This is a genomic window from Streptomyces sp. NPDC001443, assembly GCF_053597355.1.
Window position 1 is genome coordinate 82,441 of record NZ_JBSFIA010000012.1, and the last position, 22,119, is coordinate 104,559.

The window sequence follows — 22,119 nt, forward strand, 5'->3', positions numbered from 1 at the left end:
GCATTCCGGAGCGTGCGCGCCGTCGCGGCGGCCTAGGCTTGATCGAATGGGGTGAACGGGGTCGGCGCCGCTCACCTCAGGCAGAGCCGGGGCGCGCGAGGGCGCGTGGAACGCCCGCGCTCTTCGGGACCGGCCGCTTCCCCCGAGATCCGGCGGTCGGGTCCCGTCGGCCGCCGGGGTGCGCCCCTCAGCCCCCAGGCCGGGCCAGCAAGGTGCGCACGCCCTCCGACGTGAGCGTCAGGGCGTGGTCCGCGGCACCGTCGATGGCGAGCGAGAGCTCGTCGTCCGGCCACTGCGCGGCGAGCGCGCCCAGCGGCACCAGGCGGTAGCGCGAGACGAACGGCAGCAGGTGGGCCATCTCCGGTTCCGAGGTGAACACGGGTACCACCGGTTCCCCGCCCTGGTACTCCAGGACGGGCAGGGCCACGGTGGTGAGATCGGCGGCGCTCTCCTCGGGGGCGTCGTCGGGTACCGGCACGAGCACGTCGCTGTGCGCGAGTGCGTCCAGCGCGATCATGTCCTGGGTGTTCTCGGCCAACGCGGTCAGCGCCCGTCGGGCGGTGCTGCCGGCCTCGTGGTGGGCGGGTGTCTCCATCTCGAATCCCCTGGTAGCGGCGGTCTTCGGGTCTGCCCCGCCCGCACGGGCACCGGGCGCGGCTGGGTTCGCGTACCCACGACGGTCGCGGCCATGCACACCTCGGCGCAACAAGCGGAGCGGGCCCGTCAGCCCTGGCGGTAGAGCTCGGTGAGCACCTCGATCACGGCCTGGGTGGCGGGGTGCGGATCGTCGCGCCACCAGGCGAGCCGTGCGGCGACGGGTTCGGCGTCCCGTACCGGCCGGTAGACCACTCCGGGGCGCGGGTACTGGTTGGCGGTGGACTCGGCGGTCATGCCGACGCACCGCCCGGTGGCGATCACGGTGAGCCAGTCGTCGACGTCGTGGATCTCCTCGACGGCCGGGCGGGCGCCGGCGGGCCACAGCTCGGGGGTGGTGGTACCGGTGCGCCGGTCGACGAGGAGGGTGCGGCCGCCGAGTTCGGCGAGTCGCACCGAGCGCCGGCGGGCCAGCGGGTCGTCGGCCGCAAGGGCGCACAGGCGCCGCTCCAGTCCGACGATCGCGGAGTCGAACCGCTGGTCGCCCGGGTCCCTGCGCACCACCGCGAGGTCGCAGCCGCCCTCCGCCAGGCCCGCCGTGGCGGAGTTGGCGCGCACGAGCCCCAGTTCCGTCTCCGGGTGCGTGTCGCCCCACCGGCGCTGGAAGGCCAGGGTGTGCCGTCCGAGGGCCGCCCAGGCGTAGCCCACCCGCAGCCGGGTGTGGCCCGAGGTGGCCTCCCGGACCAGGCCGTCGACCTCGGCGAGCACCCGCCGGGCGTGCGCGACGACCCGCAGACCGACCGCCGTCGGGGTCACCTCGCGGGAGGTGCGCCTGAGCAGCCGGGTCCCGAGGCCGCGTTCGAGCGAGGCCAGGGTGCGGGAGACCGCCGCCTGGGAGATGCCGAGCGCGATGCCGGCGTCCGTGAACGTGCCCTCGTCGACGATCGCGACGAGACAGCGCAACTGCCGCAGCTCGACCTGGGTGCCGTCCATGACTCAAGCGTATAGACGGATCAGCCTATGCATTTTTCGTGGGCGGGAGGCGTGGCCGACGCTCGGGGTATGCGCAACACTCCCCCGCGTCCGCCGGCCCCGGTCCACCGTGCCGAGGGCGCCCGCGGCGCACCGGCCGCAGTGGGCACCATGGTCGGCAGCGGTCTGTCCAACCAGGTCGGTGCCGCCGTCGGCTCCCTCGCCTTCCCCGTGCTGGGTCCCGTCGGTGTCGTCGCGGTCCGCCAGTACGTGGCGGCGGCCGTCCTGCTGACGGTGGCCCGGCCCCGGCTGCGCGGCTTCACCCGGGAGCAGTGGTGGCCCGTACTGCTGCTCGCCCTGGTGTTCGGGACGATGAACCTGTCCCTGTACAGCGCGATCGACCGGATCGGGCTGGGTCTCGCGGTGACGCTGGAGTTCCTGGGCCCGCTGGCCATCGCGCTGGCCGCGGCGCGCAGGCGGGTGGACGCGTACTGCGCGGTGGTCGCCGCGGCGGGTGTCGCCGTCCTGATGCGGCCGCGGCCCTCCGCGGACTACCTCGGGACGGGGCTCGGTCTGCTCGCCGCCGTCTGCTGGGCGTCGTACATCCTCCTCAACCGCACGGTCGGCCGGCGGATCCCCGGCGCGCAGGGGTCGGCTGCCGCGGCCGGTGTCTCCGCCCTGGTGTTCCTGCCCGTCGGGGCCGTGGTCGCCGTCGCGCATCCGCCGACCGTGGCGGCCGCGGGGTGCGCGGTGGCCGCCGGTGTGCTGTCGTCCGCGGTGCCCTATCTCGCGGACCTGTTCACGCTGCGCCGCGTACCGGCGCAGGCCTTCGGCCTGTTCATGAGCGTCAACCCGGTGCTGGCCGCGCTGTCGGGCCTGGTCGTCCTGGGCCAGCGGCTGGGCTGGGCCGAGACGGCGGGCATCGGCGCGGTCGTCGTCGCCAACGCGGTCAGCATGCTCGCGGGACGGCGCCGGACGGCGCCGGACCCTCGCGCCGACCGCGCGCCGGTCCCCGGAGTCGAGACATCGAACCCCTGCTCGGAGCTCGAATGAGCCACCGGTTATCATTTGAGCACTGCCTAGCTCGAAAGATGGACTTGTGACTGTCAACGAGGACTCGTTCACGAACTGGAAGACCCGCGAGGAGATCGCGGAGTCCATGATCCCGATGATCGGGAAGCTGCACAGGGAGCGGGACGTCACGGTCCTGCTGCACAGCCGCTCCTTGGTGAACAAGTCGGTGGTCAGCATCCTCAAGACCCACCGGTTCGCCCGTCAGATCGCCGGTGAGGAGCTCTCGGTCACCGAGACGCTGCCGTTCCTCCAGGCCCTGACCACGCTCGACCTCGGGCCGTCCCAGATCGACATCGGCATGCTCGCGGCGACGTACCGCGACGACGACCGGGGCCTCTCGGTCGAGGAGTTCACCTCCGAGGCCGTGGCCGGCGCCACCGGCGGCAACAAGATCGAGCGCCGCGAGCCGCGCGACGTCGTCCTCTACGGCTTCGGCCGCATCGGCCGTCTCGTCGCCCGGCTGCTGATCGAGAAGTCCGGTTCGGGCAACGGCCTGCGGCTGCGCGCCATCGTCGTGCGCCGGGGCGGCGAGCAGGACATCGTCAAGCGCGCCTCGCTGCTGCGCCGCGACTCCATCCACGGGCAGTTCCAGGGCACGATCACCGTGGACGAGGCGAACAGCACCATCGTCGCCAACGGCAACGAGATCAAGGTGATCTACGCGGGCGACCCGTCGGAGGTCGACTACACGGCGTACGGCATCAAGGACGCCATCCTCATCGACAACACGGGCCGCTGGCGCGACCGCGAGGGCCTGTCGCAGCACCTGCGTCCGGGCATCGACAAGGTCGTCCTGACCGCGCCGGGCAAGGGCGACGTCCCCAACATCGTGCACGGCGTCAACCACGACACCATCAAGCCGGACGAGCAGATCCTGTCCTGCGCGTCCTGCACCACCAACGCGATCGTGCCGCCGCTGAAGGCGATGGCCGACGAGTACGGTGTGCTGCGCGGCCATGTGGAGACCGTCCACTCGTTCACCAACGACCAGAACCTGCTGGACAATTACCACAAGGCCGACCGCCGCGGCCGGTCCGCGCCGCTCAACATGGTGATCACCGAGACCGGCGCCGCTTCCGCGGTCGCCAAGGCGCTGCCCGACCTGAAGGCGCCGATCACCGGCAGCTCGATCCGGGTTCCGGTGCCGGACGTCTCGATCGCGATCCTGAGCCTGCGCCTCGGCCGGGAGACCACCCGCGAGGAGGTCCTCGACCACCTCCGCGACGTCTCGCTGACCTCGCCTCTCAAGCGCCAGATCGACTTCACCACCGCGCCCGACGCGGTCTCCAGCGACTTCATCGGCTCGCGCCACGCGTCGATCGTGGACGCCGGCGCCACCAAGGTCGACGGCGACAACGCGATCCTCTACCTCTGGTACGACAACGAGTTCGGCTACTCCTGCCAGGTCATCCGCGTCGTCCAGCACGTCTCCGGCGTCGAGTACCCGACGTACCCGGCCCCGGCCGTCTGAACGTCGACCGACTCCGGGCCCCTCTCTGGTCGGAGAGCGGGGGCCGGGCCGGTCGCGGCAGCCACCTGACCGGCACAGCCGACAGGCGCTTGCCGTGACCAACCCCTGAGGGCCGCCACCCGCACCGCGGACGGCGGCCCTCAGCCACGGGCCGGTCGTCGGTGTCCGCGGCCTCGGCCTTGAACGGGAAGCCGAGCCCACTGTCCGTGCCACCGGGTAGCGTCGGCCCATGACGACCGACGGAGAGACGGACAGGCGGTTTCGCCCCAAGGACTCGGGCGACGATCCGTGGCGGGGCGACGAGCGTCATCGCGTGATGGCCGAAGCGCTGAACCGCTACGGGTTGTGGGACCACCTGCCGGCGGAGCTGCGCGAGTCCGCCATGGCCGAGGTCGCGACCGGCTGCTATCCACTGCAATGGGACCATCTCCTCGACCGGATCGCGTTCTTCTCGGACGGAGAGGAGATGGCCGAGGGCGGGGTCGACAGGTTCCTTCGAACGCTGGCGCCGGCCCTGCTGCGATACGGCGTGGCACTGGAGGTCGAGACGATCCGGGACGCCGAAGACTACACAGTCTCGATCAACGGGATCCGTTGCGTGGTTCTGGGGTCCGAGGACCGGGACGCGGATACGTGGGCTCTGGCGACCATCCGCCCCCTGGCTGTCGTCAACCGGTTGCTCGCCGCCGCCGGGCGCAGCGCGCTGCGGGCCCACACCCTCGGCCCGAGCGGGAACGACGGATTCGTCCTCCTGATGGACCCACGAGCCGCCGAGGCGATGCGAGCCAGCGGCCTGTTCGCTGAACACGAGGCCCCGGCGCTGGCCGAATGGGAGTGAGTGCCTGAGGAGGTGGCAGGCGTAGAGGTGCTGAACCAGCAGCTCACGGCGCGGCAACGGGCCACCGATGCACTCGGCGCACGGGGCGTCGGATCGGCACGCGCCGCGATGGCGGCACCCTGATCGAGCGCCGGCCCCAGCCGCCCCCTCGTGGAGCGCCCCTCCTGTTTCGGGAAGCGGGGGGCCTCTCGAGCCGTCTGCCTGCATCCTGGATTGAACATGAGGGGGAATGTCGGGAATGGTGCGCCATCTCCGGGCACAGCCCGGGGGCCGTGGAGCAGGGCACAGGGGGATCTGGGATGGCAACGTTCAAAGCCCTGGAGCCGGAGGACCCACGGCAGGTGGGGCGCTACCGGATCGTGGCACGGCTCGGTGCCGGGGGGATGGGCCAGGTGTACTTGGCGCGCTCGCCCGGCGGGCGTGCGGTCGCGGTGAAGACGGTGCGCCACGAGCTGGCCGAGGACGGTGACTTCAGGCGCCGGTTCGCCCGCGAGGTGGCCGCGGCCCGACGGGTCAACGGGGCCTTCACCGCCGGCGTGGTGGACGCCGATGCGGATGGCTCGCCGCCCTGGCTGGCCACCGTCTACGTCCCCGGCATCCCGTTGGGGGAGGCGATCGCCAGGCACGGTCCTTGGCCGGCGCGGCCCGTCTTCGCCCTGGGCGCGGGGCTCGCCGAGGCGCTGGAGGCGATCCATGCAGCCGGCATCGTCCACCGCGATCTCAAACCCTCCAACGTACTGCTGGCCGCCGACGGCCCCCGTGTCATCGACTTCGGGATCTCGGCGGCCGGCGAGGCCAGCGTGCTGACCCACACCGGCATGACGATCGGCACGCCCGGCTTCATGTCTCCCGAGCAGATCACCGGGCAGCCGGTCGGGCCGGCCAGCGACGTCTTCTCCTTCGGTGTACTGCTGGCCTGCACCGCCACCCGGGTCGGCCCGTTCGGCACCGGCACTCCGCACGCCCTGCACTACCGCGTCGTCCACGAACCGCCCGACCTGGAGGCCCTCCCGCCCGAACTGCGCGAGGTGGTGGCCGCCTGCCTGGACAAGCAGCCCGAGCGGCGCCCCACCGTGGCCCACCTTCTCGACCAACTCACCGGCACGGACGGCGCGGACGAGGACAGCCGGGCCTCCACCGCCTCGCCAGGGCTCGACGAGCCCGGCTGGATGCCCGCCCCGGTCGCCCGGTTCGTCCAGGAGCACGCCTCCACCCCCATCCCCCACACCCTGCCTCCGACACCGCCGAATGCGGGCCCCACGCAGCCCGAGACTCCCCGCAATCCCTTCCTTGCGACCCCGGATGCCTCCGCACCACCATGGCCACCCCCGCCGTCGTCGAGCGACCTGCCCCACCCCTCACCGCCGGCCGCGCCGTCCGCCCCGGCAGCACCCGGGACACACCACGCTCCCGTCGGGCCCCGACAACGCCGTCCGCTCCCGCCCGCCCCCGACAACACCCCTCCCCGCCCGGCAGAACCACCCGCGACAGGCCCTGCGCCCCAGCCACTCGGCCGGGCCCCTGTGCCGTCCACGGCGGCCGCCGCACGGACAGGCCTGCCGTGGATCCCGCCTGTGCCTGCCAGGCCGCCGGACACCGCCGCTCCGGTCCCGGCGCCCGCCGCTCGACGCCTCCGCGTCCGTTGGCCGCTCAAGAGAGTGATCCCGCTCGGCATCGGCCTCACAGTCCTCGTCGGCGGCCTCATCGGCTGCTACCAGTGGACTCGGACTCAGTACTACGTCGGGGCGAACGGCGACCACGTAGCGCTCTACCGCGGCATCGAACAGGACCTGGCCTGGATGTCGTTGTCGAAGGTCGAGAACGACCACCCCGAGATCGAACTCAGGTACCTGCCGCCCTACCAGCAGAAGTTGGTCGAGAACACGATCGCGGAGGGCGACTTGCCGAACGCCCGGAGGAAAGTCCAGGAGCTGTCCGTGCAGGCCTCCGCCTGCAAGAAGGAGAGCGAGCGCCGGAAGGCCGCCGGGAGCCGGAGCGAAGCCGGGAGCTCCGCACCCACACCCACACCCGCCCCGAGCCTCTCGGAGGAAGAGCAGAAGGTCGTCTCGCTGTGCGGCTCGTAACAACGCCCCGGGTACCGGCTGTCGGCGAGGTCCGCGCCGAGGCGGGAGCGGGCCAGTTGCTCGACGCGATCCTGCGATTCATGCAGGCCTCGGCACTCGTGTTCTTCGCTGTCCGTTATGGGCGCGAGTCGGCAACGTGGCCTCGTGCGGAGCCGGCCCGCGATCCTGACACCACCGGCTGACACCAACAGCCGCGGACAGCAGCGGTCGAGGCCGCGCATCAGTGACCGGCCGAGGCGCAGCACACGTTCGCTCACGCCGGCCGCTACCCGTGATCGACCCGACAAGGACGAGGTCACGCCCCCGAGCCGTTCCGCCGGCCGCGCGTCCGTGCGTCCCGCCCCCGGGCGAGCAGTCGGCGCCGATCGGCCCGAAGCCCGAGCCGATCCCCGCGAACCCTCGATGGCGTAGGGCGTCCAGGCTTCCTGCGCGGCCGGCGCCGGCAGGTCACCGCTCGGCCGTCGACGAAGCCCGGCCGCCGGTTGGGTCCCGGACGGTTCTCCGGGCCGCCCCCGGACAGGCCGGGGATGCAACCATTCAGAGCTGGAACCCCGGAAGCCGACCGCGCACCTGAGACGTCGGCTATCGATAGAAGATGTCAACGCCGCCGTGGTGCGAGCAGGCCCCCTGATGGTGCGCGGCGTACGAGTACGTACCGTCATTGCACAGAGCCGTCGCGCCGCCGCCCGCAGACGTGGAGCCGCCCGACGAGCTGGACCCGCCGCCGGACGACGATCCGCCGGACGTTCCCGACCCCGCGGCAGCTGCGTGCGCGGTGACAGTCACCTTCACCTTGACCGTCTTCGTCACCGTCGGCGCGGGCTTCGGCTTCGCGGTCTCCGTCGCCGTGGCCGTCGCGGTGACCGTGACCGTGGCCGTAGCCGTCGGCCGCACCTTGTCGCTCGCCACCGACTTCGTCGCGTTCGTGTTCTCGTCGTCGCCGCCGGCGCCGCCCGCGCCGATGATGAACGCCAGGCCCAGGGCAGGGAGTACGTATCGCTTGCGGGCCCACTTCGGTGCGGGACGGACGGCCGGCGGTCCGGGCGGAGGCTGGAACGGCGGCTGAGGCTGGTAGTAGCTCACGGGACCCCCCTGTTTCGGTACGTGAGAGGTGAAACTATCCACTCAGGCCCGTTAAATGTGGGGGATCAGTGAAGATGGTGATTCAGTTGTAATAATGCAACTCTCAACTACCCCCGCCGAGCCGGCCGATGCCCTGCGGCGCGAGGCCGCGGATCCGGCACGCGAGGGCGGTCCGTGGAGCCTCAGACCGGAGCGTCGGTGGCCTGCGTGGACGCCGCGAACGCCTCGGGGCCCTGTTCCACCGCCGCCGGGTCCATCCACATGACCTGCCAGCCGTGGCCGTCGAGGTCGAAGAAGCTGCGCGAGTACATGAAGCCGTAGTCCTCCGCGCCGTCCGCCTCCGTGGCGCCCGCCGCGAGCGCGGCGGCGCTGACCGTGTCGACCTCGGCGCGGGACGACGCGCTGAAGCAGTACAGCGCCAGCGCGTGCGTGCGGGGATCGGCGATCGGCAGCTTCGAGAACTGCGCGAACTTCTCGCGGGTGAGCAGCATGACGAAGGCGTGCTCGCCGACCAGCATGCAGGCGGCGGTCTCGTCGGTGAACTTCGGGTTGAAGTCGAATCCGAGCTTCGCGAAGAACTCCTTGCTGCGTTCGAGGTCCGTGACGGGCATGTTCACGAACAGCATGCGGCCTGCGTGGGCGGGAGTGGTCATGGTGGTCTCCAGTCTGCGTTTCAATGGCGTACGTCCTGTAGACCTGCCCGGTCGGCAGAACTCATCGGTGGTTCGTCGGCTGTCCGAGGAGCAGACGACTTCGCCGCACCGCAGACATTTGCGGAAGCGGGCGTCCGGTTGGCAGGCTGCGATCATGACCACCGAGCGTGACGACATCACCGGATCCGCCGCGGCGGCCGGGACGACGGACTGGATCACCACCCCTGTCACCGCGGAGCTCGTACGCGGTGCCCTCGAACTGGAGCACACCGAACGGGGCCTGCTGCCGCACCGGCTGCCCGCCCGCGCCCGTGCGCAGTGCTCCGACGAGCAGCTCGCCATGGCGGAGGCGCAACCGTCCGGCGTGCGGCTGGTCTTCCGTACCCGGGCCACCGCCGTCGAGCTGGACGTGCTGCCCACCAAGATGGAGTATCCGGGCCTGCCCTCCCGCCCCGACGGCGTGTACGACCTCCTCGTCGACGGCCGTCCGGCCGGCCGGGCCGTCGCGACCGGCGGGAATGTGCTGAGCGTGGACATGGCCACCGGCACCCGGGAGACCCGGCCCGGCCCGGTCGGCAGCGTCCGGTTCGGCGAACTGCCGTCCGGCGCGAAGGACGTCGAGATCTGGCTGCCGTACACGGAGATCACCGAACTGATCGCCGTACGCACGGACGCGCCCGTCGAGCCGGCGGTGGACCGGGGCCGCAAGGTGTGGCTGCACCACGGCAGTTCGATCAGCCACGGCTCCAACGCCGAGAGCCCCACCACGACCTGGCCCGCGCTCGCCGCCTCCCTCGCCGGTGTGGAGCTGATCAACCTGGGGCTGGGCGGCAGCGCCCTGCTCGACCCGTTCACCGCCCGCGCCCTGCGCGACACTCCCGCCGACCTGATCAGCGTCAAGATCGGCATCAATCTGGTCAACACCGACCTGATGCGGCTGCGTGCTTTCACCCCCGCGGTCCACGGCTTCCTCGACACCGTCCGCGAAGGGCACCCGAACACCCCGCTGCTGGTCGTCTCCCCCATCCACTGCCCCCTGCACGAGGACACGCCGGGGCCCACCTTCCCGGACTTCGAGGACGGCAGGATGACGTTCCGGGCGGCCGGCGATCCCGCGGAGCGGGCCGCCGGGAAACTGACGCTCAGGGTCATCCGGGACGAACTCGCCCGGATCACGGCCGCGCGGGCGGCCGACGACCCTCATCTGCACCATCTCGACGGTCTCGACCTGTACGGCGAGGCGGACTTCGCCGAACTGCCGCTGCCCGACCTGCTGCATCCGGGCCCGGCCGCCCACCGGCGCATCGGCGAGCGCTTCGCCGAGCTGGCCTTCGGAACCGGCGGTCCGTTCGCCGCCCACGAGAACGACTGACGTGTCGTCAGCGGCGCTCGGCGGTCGGCGCAGTGATCGCGCCGACCGCCGAGGCGGGCCCGACAGCCCTGATTTCAGGGGCCGTCAGCCGCGCGGACGCTCGAAGGTCAGCAGCAGTCCCTCGACGGCTCCAGGACCTATGCGACCCTTGACGTCGGCGGCGGTGATGGCCTTGAGGGCCCAGCCGTCCTCGGCGTGCTTGTTCAGAACCTTCTCCAGCTTGTCGCTGTCCAGCGCGTCGCCGATCAGCGACTCCCGGAAGGTGACGACCTTGTACTCGTACGTGTAGGGGCTGCTCATGGTGGCGAGGTCCTCCTGCGGTCCGGCGGTGCCGGGTTGTGGTGTGGTGGCCTGGGCCAGCCAATCATCCTCAAGGCCGCCGGTCATCGGCGCCCCCGCCTCCACCGGGGAGAGACACAGCGTGGCCTGCGCCGAAGTGCACGGACCCGACGACGAAGCCGGGGTGGCCTGATGTGCTGGAGCGCGACGGCCGACCTCGTGGCGGGCGCCGGGATCGCGGCGGTCGGGGCGGCCTGTGTGGCGCGGGTCCGCGACGTCCGGGAACTGCCGCTGGCCGCGCTGCCGTTGCTGCTCGGAGCGCATCAGCTCGTGGAGGCGTCGGTCTGGCACGCGGGCGGGGGCGGCGGACCCGCCACGGTCGTCTGGGCCGTCATCGCGATGCCCCTGCTGGCGCTGTGGATGCCGGCCGCGGTGCTGTGCGCCGCCTCGCCGGCCGCCCGCCGGCGCCTGGTCCTGCCCCTCGTCGCGGGGGTGCTCACCGCCGCGGCCCTCGCGTACGCCCTGGCCACCGGAACCGTGACGGCCGAGATCCGCGGTCACACGGTCGGTTACGCACTCGGTCCGACCCGCGCGCCCGTGCTCGTCGTGGGCTATCTCCTGGCCACCGTGGGCTCGCTGCTGCTGTCCGGCGACCGGCGGCTGCTGGTGCTGGGCGTCCTGGTCGGCGTCGGCGCGGCGGTCTGCTGGGCGTTGTGGCGCCTGGAGTTCGTCTCGACCTGGTGCGCCCTCGCGGCCCTGTGCTCGGTGGTGGTGTTCGGCTGGGTGCGCGCCCGCCCGGCTCCGGCGGTGCCGGCGCGCAGGTGACCCGGTTGTCGCCGCACCGCTGCGGTACGAGGTCACGTACCCGCCGTCCGCGCGCGGGAGCGGGGAACCGGGTGGCACCCCCGACGGCCGGGGCCACCCGGTGAAGGCGGGTCCGCGTCAGCAGATGCGAGGCAGCTGTTCCCCGATCGGCAGGTCGACCACGCGGGTGCCGCCCAGCGGGGTGCGGGCCACCACCATGCCGGGGTGTTCCTCGACGGCCTCGCCGATGATCGCCGCGCCCGCGCCCAGCGGGTGGGCTCGCATGGCCGCGAGGACCGCGTCGGCGTTCTCGCGCGGGACGAAGGCGACCAGCTTGCCCTCGTTGGCGACGTACATGGGGTCCAGGCCCAGGATGGCGCAGGCGTTGGCGACGGTCGGCGGGACGGGCACGTCGCGCTCCCGGAGGACCACGCCCGTACCGGAGGCCGCCGCGATCTCGTTGAGCGCGGCCGCCAGTCCGCCGCGGGTGGGATCGCGCAGCACGTGCAGGTCCGGGGTGACCGCGAGCATCGCCTCGACCAGCGAGCCCAGCGCCGCGCAGTCGCTCTCCAGCTCCACGCCGAACTCCAGGCCCTCCCGGACGCTCATGATCGCCACGCCGTGGACGCCGATCCCGCCGCTCACGATCACGACGTCACCGGGCACGACCCGCTGCGGCCGCAGGTCCACGCCCGCCGGGATCAGGCCGATGCCCGCGGTGTTGACGAAGATCCCGTCGCCGTGGCCCGCCTCCACCACCTTGGTGTCGCCGGTCGCCACCTCGACGCCCGCGGCCCGCGCCGCGGCGCCCAGGGCCTTGGCCACCCGGTCGACCACCTCCAGCTCGACGCCCTCCTCCAGGACGAACCCGCAGGAGAGGTAGGCGGCGCGGGCGCCGCTCATCGCGAGGTCGTTGACGGTGCCGTTGACGGCCAGGTCTCCGATGCTGCCGCCGGGGAAGAACAGCGGCCGCACCACGAAGGTGTCGGTGGAGAACGCCAGCCGTACGCCGCCCAGGGTGAGCGCCGCGGCGTCGCCCATGCCCGCGAGGGCCGCACCCCCGTAGGCGGGCGCGAAGATGTCCCGTACCAGCTCGGCGGAGAGCGCCCCGCCGCCGCCGTGGCCCATGACGATCCGGGGCCGCTCGCGCACGGGGGCGGGGCAGCTCCAGGTCTCGGGGTCGAGGGTGATCTCAGACAACGGGGCTCGCCTCCCGGGCAGCGGTGGGGATGTCCAGTCGCCGGTAGAGGTAGTACGCGGCGCAGGCGCCCTCGCTGGAGACCATGGTGGCTCCGAGCGGGGTGCGGGGGGTGCACAGGGTGCCGAAGGCCTCGCACTCGTGCGGCTTGAGGAGTCCTTGCAGGACCTCGCCGCTGCGGCACTCCTTCGGTTCGAGGGTGCGGATGCCGGTGACGGCGAACCGGTGCTCGGCGTCGTAGGCCCGGTACTTCGCGGACAGCCGCCAGCCGCTGTCGGGGATGACGCCGATGCCGCGCCAGGCGCGGTCGGTTACCTCGAAGACGTCCTCCAGCATGGCCCGGGCGGCCGCGTTGCCCTCGGGGCGGACGGCGCGGGCGTAGGCGTTGTCCACGGTGTGTTCGCCGCGCTCCAGCTGGCGGACGGTACGGCGTACCCCTTCCAGGATGTCGAGCGGCTCGAACCCGGTGACGACGATCGGCACCCGGTGGCGTTCGGCCAGCTCCGGGTACTCCCCCACGCCCATCACGCTGCACACGTGACCGGCGGCGAGGAAGCCCTGGACCCGGCAGCTCGGGGACCGCATGATCGCCTCGATGGCGGGCGGCACCCGTACGTGCGACACCAGCAGGCTGAAGTTGCGGATGCCGAGTTCTCGGGCCTGATGGACCGTCATGGCGTTGGGGGGCGCGGTCGTCTCGAAGCCGATGCCGAAGAACACGACCTGGCGGTCGGGGTTCTGCCGGGCGATCCGCAGCGCGTCGAGCGGCGAGTAGACCACGCGTACGTCGCCGCCCTCGCCGCGCACCTGGAACAGGTCACGTCCGGTTCCGGGGACCCGCAGCATGTCGCCGAAGGAGCAGAAGATCACCTCGGGGCGGGAGGCGATCTCCAGTGCCTTGTCGATGACCTCCAGCGGGGTGACGCAGACGGGACAGCCCGGCCCGTGGATCAGTTCGACCTCGTCCGGGAGGAGTTGGTCGATGCCGTGGCGGATGATGGTGTGGGTCTGTCCGCCGCACACCTCCATCAGGGCCCACGGCCGGGTCACCGTGGCATGGATGTCGTCGAGGAGCCTGCGGGCCAGCTCGGGGTCCTGGAACTCGTCGATGTACTTCACTTCCGCGTCTCCTCGATGACGTGCCCGCCGGCCTCGATCGGGGCGGCCGCGCCCGCCGCAGCCTCCCAGGGGTCGCCGAACTCCTCCTGGAGCATGCCGAGGGTGCCGAAGAGCTCCAGCGTCCGCTTCGCCGACTCCTCGTCCAGCCGTTGCAGGGCGAACCCGACGTGGACGATGGCGTACTCGCCGACCTGGAGGTCGGGCAGGTATTCCAGGCACACCTCCTTGACCACGCCGCCGAAGTCGACGTTGGCCATCCGGGTGCCGTCGCGTTCCTCGATGTCCAGCACTCGGCCGGGTACCGCCAGGCACATGGGCCTCTCCTCGCTGTGGGTCGTTCGCGTCGCCCGGGGCTGCCGGGGCAACGATCCGGTGGTGTCGGACAATTGGGCTGAGATGACGGGGAGTCGTCCGGCCGACGGTGCGGGCGGCCGGACGCTCACCCGTCGGTGTCGTGGGGCCGGGCCCTGGCGCGGGCGGCCACCACGAGCTGGCCGAGCGCCAGTCCGCCGTCGCCGGGCGGGACCAGGCGGTGGCGCAGGACCGTGAAGCCGTCCGCACGCAGCAGGGCCGAACAGGCCGAGGACAGCAGGGTGTTGGCGAACACCCCGCCGGTCAGGGCGACCGTGTCGAGCCCGTGCCGGGCGCGGGCCCGGACACAGCTCGTGTGCACGAGGGCGGCCACCGCCCGGTGGAAGCGGGCCGCCACGACACCGGCGTCCACGCCCGCCCGCAACTCCTCGACGATGCGCGCGAGGACGGGCGTGGGATCGGCGTGCAGCACGCCGTCGCCGTCCGTGCCGCCACCGCCCGTACCGTCGTCGTACCCGCTGCGCGAGCCACCGTCGTACAAGCCGTACGGGCCGTCGTCGGGTGTCCGGGGGCGCAGGGCGAACGCGTAGGCGGTGGTGTCCTCTTCGGACGCCCGTACGGCGGCGGCCTCCAGCTCGACGGCGGCCTGCGCCTCGTAACCGGACCGGTGGCACACCCCCAGGAGCGAGGACACGGCGTCGAAGAGCCGGCCCATGCTGGAGGTGGGAACACAGTTCAGTCCACGCTCCAACTGCCGCTCCAGGACCCGCCGTTCGTCCGCCGGGCAGGCGGCGACGCAGGCCAGGTCGGCCGACCAGGCGAGGCCGGCCGCACGCAGATGGGCGAGCGCCATGCGGTACGGGCGGCGCACCGCGGTGTCGCCGCCGGGCAGCGGGACCTGGGCGAGATGGCCGAACCGGGTGAAGCCGTCGTAGTCCGCGATCAGGATCTCGCCGCCCCACACCGCGCCGTCGTCGCCGTGCCCGGTGCCGTCGAAGGCGACGCCGATCACCCGGCGGCCGCCGTCCAGTCCGTGTTCGGCCATGGCGGCGGCGACATGGGCGTGGTGGTGCTGGACGCGTACGACGGTCCGCCCGCGCGCGTTGCGATCGGCCCAGCCGGCCGAGCGGTAGCCGGGATGCCGGTCGGCCGCCAGCAGTTCCGGCCGTACCCCGGTGATCGACTCCAGGTGCGCCGTGGCCCGTTCGAAGGTCCGCTGGGTGCTCAGGTCGTCCATGTCGCCGATGTGCGCGGACAGCCAGGCCCTGCGGTCCTCGCCGAGACAGAACGCGTTCTTCAGGTCGCCGCCCACGGCGAGGGCGGGCCGTACGGGCACCGGGAGCGGCACGGGCAGCGGCGCGTAGCCGCGGGCGCGCCGGATCACCAGCGGCTCGCCGTCGCAGATCCGTACGACGGAGTCGTCGCACGGCGTCTGGATCGGCCGGTCGTGGGTGAGCCAGGCGTCGGCCAGCGGCGCCAGCCGGCGCAGCGCCTCGGCGTCGTCGGTGACGATCGGCTCACCGGCCACGTTGCCGCTGGTCATGACGAGCAGCCGGGGGCCGTCGGGATCGCCCGGCAGACCGAGCAGCAGGTGGTGCACGGGCGTGTAGGGAAGCAGCACGCCGAGGTCCGGGCTGCCGGGCGCGACGGCGGCGGCCGGCCGCGCCTCGCCCGGCCGCGACTGCGGGTCGGGCCCTGGCCGTCGGCGCAGCAGTACGACGGGCCGGGCGGCGCCCTCGATCAGGGCCCGTTCCTCGGGTCCCAGCCGGACGAGGTGCGCGATGTCGTCCACCGTCCGGGCCATGACGGCGAACGGTTTGTCGCCGCGGGCCTTGCGGCGGCGCAGCGTCGCGACCGCGTCGGGGTTCGTGGCGTCGCAGGCGAGGTGGTAGCCGCCCAGGCCCTTCACCGCGAGGACGGCTCCGGCCACCAGGAGCGCGCGGGCGTCGACCACCGGGTCCGTCCCGGCGGCGGGCCGCGGCGGGCCGCCGGGTGCCCCGGCCGGGACGAGCAGGCGCAGCCGGGGCCCGCAGGCGGGACAGGCGACCGGCTGGGCGTGGAAGCGGCGGTCGGCCGGATCGGCGTACTCCCGGGCGCAGTCGGCGCACATCGCGAAGTCCGCCATGGTGGTGTGGGCCCGGTCGTACGGCACACCGGTGACGATCGTGAACCGCGGTCCGCAGTGGGTGCAGTTGACGAACGGGTGGCGGTGGCGGCGGTCGGCCGGGTCCGCCAGTTCGCGCAGGCAGTCGGCGCAGGTGGCGGTGTCGGGCGAGACCAGGGTGCGGGCGGGTCCTTCGGTGTGGGAGGCCAGGATGGTGAACGCGCCGCCGCCGGTGGCGGGCACCTCCTGGTGGTCGACGGACTCCACCCGGGCCAGCGGTGGCGCCTGGGCGGCGATCCGCTCGCAGAAGGAGGCGACTGCCGAGGGGGTCCCCTCGACCTCGGCGACCACGCCCTCCGGGGTGTTGGTGACATGGCCGGTCAGGTCGAGCGCGGTGGCGAGGGTGTAGAGGTAGGGCCGGAAGCCGACGCCCTGGACCACTCCGCGGACGGTGACGCGGCGGCGCTGCGGCCGGTCACCGGCGAGCGCGGGCGCGGACGGTGGTGCGCTCACGGGTGGGTGCGGGGCACGGCGTCGGCATGGGCGCCGGGACGGGCGTGGGCGTGGGTGCCGGTCTGGCCGTGGCTGTGGCCGGGCGGGTGCTCGTGCGTGTGGCCCTCCTGAAGCGACTGCGCGTGCGGGTGCGCATGGGCGTGGGTGTGCGCGTCGGCGGTGCGGGCCATCACCGGGACGTGCGGGGGCGCGCCGTCCGCCACCGCCAGCGCCCGGTCGAGCATGGCGCCGACTCCCCGGCCGTGCCGCGCGGAGGTCAGCACGACCTCGACGCCGGGGTTGACCCGCTCGACATGGGCGCGGAACGCCGCCTCGTCGAAGTCGACGGCCTCGGCGAGGTCGGTCTTGGTGACGACCACCAACTGGGCGAGGCCGAAGGCGGTGGGGTACTTCAGCGGCTTGTCCTCGCCCTCGGTGACGGAGGCGAGGACGACGCGCAGTGTCTCGCCGAGGTCGTAGGAGGCGGGGCAGACGAGATTGCCGACGTTCTCCACGAACAGCAGTCGGGTGTCGTCGGGCAGCCAGCCGCGCAGGTGTCCGGCGAGCATCGCGGACTCCAGGTGGCACAGCCCGTCGGTGAGGACCTGCTTGACCGGTACGCCCGAGCGGGCGAGCCGTACGGCGTCGTTCTCGGTGGCGAGGTCGGCGGTGAGCGCCGCCACGGGCACCGACCGCTCGCGCGCGAGCAGCAGCTCACGTTCCAGCAGGGCGGTCTTGCCGCTGCCGGGGCTGGAGAGGATGTTGACGACCGCGGTCCCGCGCGCGGTCAGTTCGGCGCGCAGGGCCTGCGCGCCCGCGTCGTTCTTCGCCAGTACGGCCTGTCTCAGGTCGACCACACGGCACATGGTTCAGCGCTCCTCGGGGATCGGTTCGCGGGCCCGTGCGGACGTCGTGCCGTCGTCCCAGTGCACGGCGGCGATCTGTAGCTCACGGCCCGCCTGGAGGTCGGTGCCGGCTCCGCCGCACTGCGGGCAGCTCAGCAGGGGCGGGATGCCGACGGCCCATTCGTGCGCGCACGGCGTACAGCGGGCCCTTCCCGGGACCGTCTCGGTGACCAGTTCGGCGCCTTCGAGTACGGTCCCGGCACAGGCCAGTTCGAAGCAGAAGGCCAGGGCGTCGGGCACGACGCCGGCCAGTTCGCCCACCAGGAGCCGTACCGAGCGCACGGCCGTGACGTCACCGGCCCGCTCGGCCGCCTCCTCCACCTGGCCGATCACCGCCAGCGCGATGGACATCTCGTGCACCGGTCTCCCTCCGCCCGGGCCGGTCCGCGCCGACCGCCGCCGACCGCCAGGGGGTCGACCGGCCCGTCGGGCGGAGCGTCCGCCGTCCTCATTAGAGAGGAGCCGTCCGGGGGACGCGGCCCGGCACGCCGTCGCCGGCCGGGCGGGTACGCCGTTCGCCGCAACGCGCGCCGGTGCCCTCCCGGCAGCCGACTGGAAGAGGGCCGGCCGGGAGGGCACCGGATCACATGGCGCGCATGCGCAGGTAGCGCCTGATGTCCGGCAGGGACTGCACGAGGACGGCGGCGACGACGGCCGCGGCCGCGCCACAGACAAGGGTCTTCAGCATGGTTGTCTCCTCACTTCGCGGCTTCGCCGACCGTGGCCCGCGGCGCGGACTCTCCCGGCTCGTCGGCCCGCAGCAACTCTTCGATCAGCCGGACGGCCTCCGGCACGGCGGCGGCCACCGGCGCACTGAGGCCGATGCCCTCCTCCACCGAGGCCGGTTCGCAGCCGAGCACCAGCGTGCGCCGGGGCGGCCTGCCGCCGGTTCCGGCGCACAGGGTCCCCAGCAGCGCGAGCACGGTGTCGGGGGTCATACGGTGCCCGTCGAGCGCGGCACCGGGCGGCGCCGCCTCCTCCGCCGCGCCGTCGTGTTCGATCAGGTACAGGGTTCCGGGTGCCTCGCCGCGCCGGGTGGCGTCCACCAGGATCAGGGTGTCGTAGCCGTCGAGGACCTGGTAGGCGAGATGCACGCCCCGTACGCCGATGTCCACGACCTCGACACGGTCGGGCAGCCGGCTGCCGGTGAGCGCGCGCACGGTCTCGACCCCGAAGCCGTCGTCGCCGAGGAAGATGTTGCCGATGCCGGCGACCAGGACCTTGCCGTCCGGTGCGCCGGTCCGGTCCGGGGGCGCGTTCATGCGGGGTCCTCCAGCGGTGTGACCTCGTCGGGCTGGAAGTACAGGTACCGGCCCTGTTCACGGCGGATGTCGGCGCCCGGGTCACCCTCGACCGTGACGGCCAGATGCACCGCGCCGTCCACGTCGTGCAGGACCGCCTCGACCTTGGCGCTGCGGCCCTGGAGGAACAGGTCCTGGGCGTCGGTGCGCCGCAGGCCGGGCCGCAGCAGTACGCGGCTGCCCGCGCCGAGCGAGCGGCCCTCCACCACGACGCGGTCGCGTGCCGGGTCGAAACCGGCGTCGCTCGCCGGATCCCACCAGGGCGTGTCCTGGCGCTGCACGCCGAACTCGTCCGGGAATCCCGGGCCCGCGGCGCCGACCGGGTTCGCCGGTCCGGAGCCGGTCACCTCGCGCAGGCCGCGTACCGCCCCGTGCAGGCGTTCCAGGACCTCGGGGGGCATCGAGTCGGCCAGGTCGATGACCGCGGCGGCCCGCTCGTCCGTGCCGCGGGCCTCCCGTTTCTCCTCGTCGGTGAGGGCGGCGGTGCGCAGCGCCAGGATCTCGTCGATCTCGGTGGCGTCGTACAGCGCTCCCGGGCTCTCCGGGGCGATCGCGGGATGGTCGTCCAGGATGATCGGTGAGGACAGCACCAGGTCCGCGCGGCCCGGTTCGCCGGCGAGCACCGGCCAGGTGTGCAGGTTGCGGCAGGACGCGACCGCGCCCCTCGCCCACTCCGGCGGGTCCGTCATGGACAGGAACGACCCGGCGCTCAGGCCCATCAGCAGGTGGGCGGCGACCAGGCAGTGCGGCAGCGCGGCCTCCCGGTCGGCGGTCCGCCCGTCCGGGGGTGTCCAGTCGCTGGTGTTCTCGACCACGGCGGTCAGCCGCAGCGTCCGGTAGGGGCCGTCGAGTTCGCAGGCGGACAGCCGTACGACGCCGTCGACCCGCTCGTACCGGCGCACCAGCCGGCCGACGGTGCGACCCGTCGCGTCGAGCACCGGCTCGGTCTCCTCGCGGGCGGGCCGGGTGAAGGGGGCCGTGACGCCGTCGCCCAGGAGGTCGTCGACCGCGGCGACGACCTCGACGTGCTCCTCGGCCCCCTCGTCCCAGGGGACCAGGACGCGGTCGTCCAGGCTCAGTTCGGGAACCGTCTCGAAGCCGCCGTCCGGGTTCAGCCGCTGCACGGTCCGCCGCCTGGCGTGCAGGAAGCGCAGCTCGACCGACAGGGTCGCGCCCGCCTTCGGCTCCATCAGGCATTCGGTGTGCTGGAACTCGTGCTCCTCGCACTCGGCGCCCCAGGCGGGCGGCACCAGCACCCCGAACTGCCAGCGCAGCCGGTTCTTCGCCGCCGAGGCGCGGTACGGGTAGAGGACGTAGCCCTCGAAGAGGACGGCGTCGGCGACCTGCCGGGCCAGGGCGAACCGTTCCTCGGTGGCCGGGGTGAAGGCGGTCACGGTCACGGGGCGGTCCTTCCGGTGCTTCGGGTCAGCGCCGCGAACGGATCGGCGGGGACGGTGTCCGTACGGAAGCCGTCCGCACGGAAACCGTCCGTTCGGGGCGGGTCCGTGCGAGGCGGGTCCGTGCGAGGCGGGTCCGTGCCGGGTGGGTGGGCGGTCGCGCCGGCGTCGAGCAGTGCCCGCAGGGTCGCCTCCCAGGAGGGCAGGGCGTGGCGGGAGCGGTAGGCGAGCAGCGCGTCCATGGTGTCGCGGGGCAGCCGGATCCAGCCGCAGCCGGGGAAGTGCTGTTCGACCATCTCCCGCCAGACCGTGACCGGCATCCGGAAGGACGCCTCCCGGTCCCAGGGCACGGGCTCGACCCGGAATCCTCCGGTGCCGGTGAACGCCGTGCCGGAGAAGAGCATCAGCAGCGGGACCTCGCCGCCGTCGAGCGCGTCCAGATAGCGGCTCGCGGCGACGTCCAGGTCGTAGGTGCAGGGCACGACGAGATCCGTCTCGGTCTCGCCGGTGAAACCGGGCACCATCACCGGGACCTGGGCGAACTGCACCGGCTGGAGGGTGCTTCCCCAGCGCGAGCGCTCGCCGAAGAGGTCCTTCAGGCCGTCGGCCTCGGCGGGCTCGTAACCGCGCCGGGCGGGTTCGATGCGGATCTGGCAGCGCAGCGCGAGGGCGTGCACGCGGGCGCCGCCGGACGCGGTGACGCGCAGCCGGAAGACGAGGGTCGGTCCGGCGGCGTACCGGTCGGCGCGTACGCCGGTGCAGGCGAACGAGAACTCCGTCACGGTCGGCCCGCCTCGGCCGCGCACGGCTCGCTCGCGGACGTCTCGGTCGCGTGCGTCCCGGCCCGGCTCACCGGCCTGGCACGGAGCGCGATCTGGGCGAAGAAGGTGTCCAGGGCGGCGCGGGCCTCCGCCCCGCCGTCGAAGCCCTGCCACAACAGCCGCATGCGGCCCACCAGTTCGTAGCAGACGTCGATGGGTACGAGGTAGCTCTCGCACCGGCCGTGGACGCGCCGCAGCAGCAGGGCCTCCACGTCGGGTTCGAGCAGTCCGGCGATGCGGCTGTCGCCGAGGACGGACGTCCAGACCGCCGGTTCGAGTTCGCTCTCGGTGGCCCCGGCCGGGCTCGGGTAGAGGGCGACCAGCCGGTCGAGCGCCGCGTTGCGGAAGAAGAAGGCGACGCCGACCGGGATCTGGAGCGCCTCCCACGCGGCCTCGTCGAGGTGGTGGTCGGGGTCGGTGAGGTAGCGGTCCGGGACCGCCCGGAAGCGGCCGGCGGCCGCGCCCGGCCGCTCCATCAGCAGGGCGCAGCCGGCGCAGGCGCAGACCAGGGCCCGCTTCTCGATGTCGACCAGGTGGCGGTGGTCCTCCTCGGGCACCGCCACCGCGCACAGTTCGCACCGCTCGGGGCGGGGCGGCCGCTCGGTCAGGAATCTGCGCAGACCGCCGGAGCCGTCGTGGGGTGCGCTCACGGTGTCCTCGCCGCCGTGGGGGCGCCGCTCGGGCCCTTGCCGATCTGGAGCAGGGGCGGTCCCGCGGGGGCGGTGCGGATGTCGACCGCCCGCACCTCCGGCGCGAAGCAGGCGAGCGCGTCCTCGACGGCCTGCCGCGCGGATCCGCCGCCGGAGGCGCAGCCGCAGCCCGAGTCCGCCGCGGTGGACCGCAGCTCCAGCGTGCCGGTCGCCTCGTCGAAGCCCGCGACCTCCAGGGCTTGTTCCCGGACGCTGTCCAGCGCGCGGGCGATACGGGTGTCCCGGTCCTCGGGATGCAGCTCGTGCAGGACGAGCAGGCTCGCCACTAGTTCGTCGCCGAGCAGGGCCGCCAGGGGTTCGCCCCCGGGGGGCCGGCTCCCGTTCGCCGACAGCAGCCGGACGATCCGGGCCAGCCCGGCGCCGTAGAAGTCCATGAGGGACCTGACGAGTTCCTCGGCCGCCTCGGCGGCGGCACGGTCCCCGGTGGCCGCCAGCCGGTCCAGCACCTCCTCGACCCGGCGACCGGTCTGCTCGGCGCTCACCCTGGTCGTCGCGTTCGTCGCGTTCGTCGACGGCAGCGCGTCCGTCGACGTCAC

At 73.2% G+C, this 22,119-nt stretch carries 23 protein-coding genes; 6 read left to right on the forward strand and 17 right to left on the reverse strand.

Annotation, left to right across the window (positions count from 1 at the left end; translation table 11 throughout):
• Positions 1–187: 187 nt before the first annotated feature.
• Together ACWC24_RS15615 and ACWC24_RS15620 are read right to left on the reverse strand one after the other, a co-directional pair.
• Positions 188–595 (reverse strand): SseB family protein, encoded by a 408-nt coding sequence (locus ACWC24_RS15615; RefSeq protein ID WP_450663354.1) that lies wholly within the window; start codon positions 593–595, stop codon positions 188–190.
• A gap of 128 nt (positions 596–723) precedes the next feature.
• Positions 724–1,587 carry a LysR family transcriptional regulator gene (locus ACWC24_RS15620; protein WP_450663355.1) on the reverse strand — a complete coding sequence of 288 codons (864 nt, stop codon included), beginning with the start codon at positions 1,585–1,587 and terminating at the stop codon, positions 724–726.
• A 69-nt stretch (positions 1,588–1,656) separates the two neighbouring features.
• Here ACWC24_RS15620 and ACWC24_RS15625 point away from each other — a divergent pair, with 69 nt between their 5' ends.
• From ACWC24_RS15625 to ACWC24_RS15640, 4 genes are all read left to right on the forward strand, one after another.
• Entirely contained in the window at positions 1,657–2,619 is a 963-nt protein-coding gene (locus ACWC24_RS15625) for an EamA family transporter (RefSeq protein ID WP_450663356.1), read from the forward strand.
• Positions 2,620–2,665: 46 nt separating this feature from the next.
• On the forward strand, positions 2,666–4,111 hold the full coding sequence (locus ACWC24_RS15630; protein WP_450663357.1) for a glyceraldehyde-3-phosphate dehydrogenase: 1,446 nt from the start codon (positions 2,666–2,668) through the stop codon (positions 4,109–4,111).
• 229 nt (positions 4,112–4,340) lie between these two features.
• A complete protein-coding gene (locus ACWC24_RS15635) occupies positions 4,341–4,949 on the forward strand; it encodes a hypothetical protein (protein ID WP_450663358.1) in 609 nt (202 codons plus the stop codon).
• A 299-nt stretch (positions 4,950–5,248) separates the two neighbouring features.
• Positions 5,249–7,033: a protein kinase domain-containing protein gene (locus tag ACWC24_RS15640; RefSeq protein ID WP_450663359.1), complete on the forward strand. Its 1,785-nt coding sequence runs from the start codon at positions 5,249–5,251 to the stop codon at positions 7,031–7,033.
• A gap of 582 nt (positions 7,034–7,615) precedes the next feature.
• On the opposite strand, the gene ACWC24_RS15645 is transcribed toward ACWC24_RS15640, so the two are convergent.
• Both ACWC24_RS15645 and ACWC24_RS15650 read right to left on the reverse strand, forming a co-directional pair.
• Positions 7,616–8,116 (reverse strand): DUF3761 domain-containing protein, encoded by a 501-nt coding sequence (locus ACWC24_RS15645; RefSeq protein ID WP_450663360.1) that lies wholly within the window; start codon positions 8,114–8,116, stop codon positions 7,616–7,618.
• 182 nt (positions 8,117–8,298) lie between these two features.
• Positions 8,299–8,769, reverse strand: a complete 471-nt coding sequence (locus ACWC24_RS15650) for a VOC family protein (protein ID WP_450663361.1) — start codon at positions 8,767–8,769, stop codon at positions 8,299–8,301.
• A 154-nt stretch (positions 8,770–8,923) separates the two neighbouring features.
• Between ACWC24_RS15650 and ACWC24_RS15655 the strand changes: the two genes are divergently transcribed.
• Positions 8,924–10,141, forward strand: a complete 1,218-nt coding sequence (locus tag ACWC24_RS15655; RefSeq protein ID WP_450663362.1) for a GDSL-type esterase/lipase family protein — start codon at positions 8,924–8,926, stop codon at positions 10,139–10,141.
• Positions 10,142–10,225: 84 nt separating this feature from the next.
• Here ACWC24_RS15655 and ACWC24_RS15660 read toward each other — a convergent pair whose 3' ends face one another.
• Positions 10,226–10,528: a DUF4177 domain-containing protein gene (locus tag ACWC24_RS15660; RefSeq protein WP_450663363.1), complete on the reverse strand. Its 303-nt coding sequence runs from the start codon at positions 10,526–10,528 to the stop codon at positions 10,226–10,228.
• A gap of 84 nt (positions 10,529–10,612) precedes the next feature.
• On the opposite strand from ACWC24_RS15660, the gene ACWC24_RS15665 reads away from it, so the two are divergent.
• Complete coding sequence (locus ACWC24_RS15665; RefSeq protein ID WP_450663364.1) at positions 10,613–11,245, forward strand: DUF6629 family protein; 633 nt, start codon at positions 10,613–10,615, stop codon at positions 11,243–11,245.
• 117 nt (positions 11,246–11,362) lie between these two features.
• Here the strand turns inward: ACWC24_RS15665 and hypE are convergent, their stop codons facing one another.
• The 12 genes from hypE to ACWC24_RS15725 all read right to left on the reverse strand — a co-directional run bounded on the left by hypE (position 11,363) and on the right by ACWC24_RS15725 (position 22,119).
• The gene (gene hypE, locus ACWC24_RS15670; protein WP_450663365.1) at positions 11,363–12,424 is read right to left on the reverse strand and encodes a hydrogenase expression/formation protein HypE; all 1,062 of its coding nucleotides are present in this window, start codon (positions 12,422–12,424) and stop codon (positions 11,363–11,365) included.
• Positions 12,417–13,541: a hydrogenase formation protein HypD gene (gene hypD, locus ACWC24_RS15675; RefSeq protein ID WP_450663366.1), complete on the reverse strand. Its 1,125-nt coding sequence runs from the start codon at positions 13,539–13,541 to the stop codon at positions 12,417–12,419. The genes hypE and hypD overlap by 8 nt, the downstream gene beginning before the upstream one ends.
• Positions 13,538–13,855 carry a HypC/HybG/HupF family hydrogenase formation chaperone gene (locus ACWC24_RS15680; RefSeq protein WP_450663367.1) on the reverse strand — a complete coding sequence of 106 codons (318 nt, stop codon included), beginning with the start codon at positions 13,853–13,855 and terminating at the stop codon, positions 13,538–13,540. The genes hypD and ACWC24_RS15680 overlap by 4 nt, the downstream gene beginning before the upstream one ends.
• Positions 13,856–13,980: 125 nt before the next feature.
• Complete coding sequence (hypF, locus tag ACWC24_RS15685) at positions 13,981–16,470, reverse strand: carbamoyltransferase HypF (RefSeq protein ID WP_450663368.1); 2,490 nt, start codon at positions 16,468–16,470, stop codon at positions 13,981–13,983.
• On the reverse strand, positions 16,467–17,315 hold the full coding sequence (hypB, locus tag ACWC24_RS15690; protein ID WP_450663369.1) for a hydrogenase nickel incorporation protein HypB: 849 nt from the start codon (positions 17,313–17,315) through the stop codon (positions 16,467–16,469). The genes hypF and hypB overlap by 4 nt, the downstream gene beginning before the upstream one ends.
• Before the next feature lie 3 nt (positions 17,316–17,318).
• Positions 17,319–17,714: a hydrogenase maturation nickel metallochaperone HypA gene (hypA, locus tag ACWC24_RS15695; RefSeq protein ID WP_450663370.1), complete on the reverse strand. Its 396-nt coding sequence runs from the start codon at positions 17,712–17,714 to the stop codon at positions 17,319–17,321.
• 223 nt (positions 17,715–17,937) lie between these two features.
• Positions 17,938–18,042, reverse strand: a complete 105-nt coding sequence (locus tag ACWC24_RS15700) for a DUF6893 family small protein (RefSeq protein ID WP_450663371.1) — start codon at positions 18,040–18,042, stop codon at positions 17,938–17,940.
• A 10-nt stretch (positions 18,043–18,052) separates the two neighbouring features.
• Positions 18,053–18,616, reverse strand: coding sequence for a hydrogenase maturation protease (locus ACWC24_RS15705; protein ID WP_450663372.1), 564 nt, complete (start codon positions 18,614–18,616; stop codon positions 18,053–18,055).
• Positions 18,613–20,055: a hypothetical protein gene (locus ACWC24_RS15710; protein ID WP_450663373.1), complete on the reverse strand. Its 1,443-nt coding sequence runs from the start codon at positions 20,053–20,055 to the stop codon at positions 18,613–18,615. Before ACWC24_RS15710 ends, ACWC24_RS15705 begins: the two co-directional genes overlap by 4 nt.
• Complete coding sequence (locus ACWC24_RS15715; protein ID WP_450663374.1) at positions 20,052–20,834, reverse strand: DUF6084 family protein; 783 nt, start codon at positions 20,832–20,834, stop codon at positions 20,052–20,054. Before ACWC24_RS15715 ends, ACWC24_RS15710 begins: the two co-directional genes overlap by 4 nt.
• A complete protein-coding gene (locus ACWC24_RS15720) occupies positions 20,831–21,523 on the reverse strand; it encodes a DUF5947 family protein (protein WP_450663375.1) in 693 nt (230 codons plus the stop codon). Before ACWC24_RS15720 ends, ACWC24_RS15715 begins: the two co-directional genes overlap by 4 nt.
• Positions 21,520–22,119, reverse strand: a complete 600-nt coding sequence (locus ACWC24_RS15725) for a hypothetical protein (RefSeq protein WP_450663425.1) — start codon at positions 22,117–22,119, stop codon at positions 21,520–21,522. The genes ACWC24_RS15720 and ACWC24_RS15725 overlap by 4 nt, the downstream gene beginning before the upstream one ends.

What these genes read in the sequence shown, in the direction of transcription:
- ACWC24_RS15680 (WP_450663367.1), bottom strand. Translation starts at nt 13,855, where the DNA reads ATGTGCCTGGCGGTACCCGGCCGAGTGCTGGACATCGAGGAACGCGAC.
- ACWC24_RS15640 (WP_450663359.1), top strand. Translation starts at nt 5,249, where the DNA reads ATGGCAACGTTCAAAGCCCTGGAGCCGGAGGACCCACGGCAGGTGGGG.
- ACWC24_RS15660 (WP_450663363.1), bottom strand. Translation starts at nt 10,528, where the DNA reads ATGACCGGCGGCCTTGAGGATGATTGGCTGGCCCAGGCCACCACACCA.
- ACWC24_RS15620 (WP_450663355.1), bottom strand. Translation starts at nt 1,587, where the DNA reads ATGGACGGCACCCAGGTCGAGCTGCGGCAGTTGCGCTGTCTCGTCGCG.
- ACWC24_RS15625 (WP_450663356.1), top strand. Translation starts at nt 1,657, where the DNA reads ATGCGCAACACTCCCCCGCGTCCGCCGGCCCCGGTCCACCGTGCCGAG.
- ACWC24_RS15700 (WP_450663371.1), bottom strand. Translation starts at nt 18,042, where the DNA reads ATGCTGAAGACCCTTGTCTGTGGCGCGGCCGCGGCCGTCGTCGCCGCC.
- ACWC24_RS15655 (WP_450663362.1), top strand. Translation starts at nt 8,924, where the DNA reads ATGACCACCGAGCGTGACGACATCACCGGATCCGCCGCGGCGGCCGGG.
- ACWC24_RS15665 (WP_450663364.1), top strand. Translation starts at nt 10,613, where the DNA reads ATGTGCTGGAGCGCGACGGCCGACCTCGTGGCGGGCGCCGGGATCGCG.
- ACWC24_RS15650 (WP_450663361.1), bottom strand. Translation starts at nt 8,769, where the DNA reads ATGACCACTCCCGCCCACGCAGGCCGCATGCTGTTCGTGAACATGCCC.
- ACWC24_RS15615 (WP_450663354.1), bottom strand. Translation starts at nt 595, where the DNA reads ATGGAGACACCCGCCCACCACGAGGCCGGCAGCACCGCCCGACGGGCG.
- hypB (WP_450663369.1), bottom strand. Translation starts at nt 17,315, where the DNA reads ATGTGCCGTGTGGTCGACCTGAGACAGGCCGTACTGGCGAAGAACGAC.
- ACWC24_RS15635 (WP_450663358.1), top strand. Translation starts at nt 4,341, where the DNA reads ATGACGACCGACGGAGAGACGGACAGGCGGTTTCGCCCCAAGGACTCG.
- ACWC24_RS15705 (WP_450663372.1), bottom strand. Translation starts at nt 18,616, where the DNA reads ATGAACGCGCCCCCGGACCGGACCGGCGCACCGGACGGCAAGGTCCTG.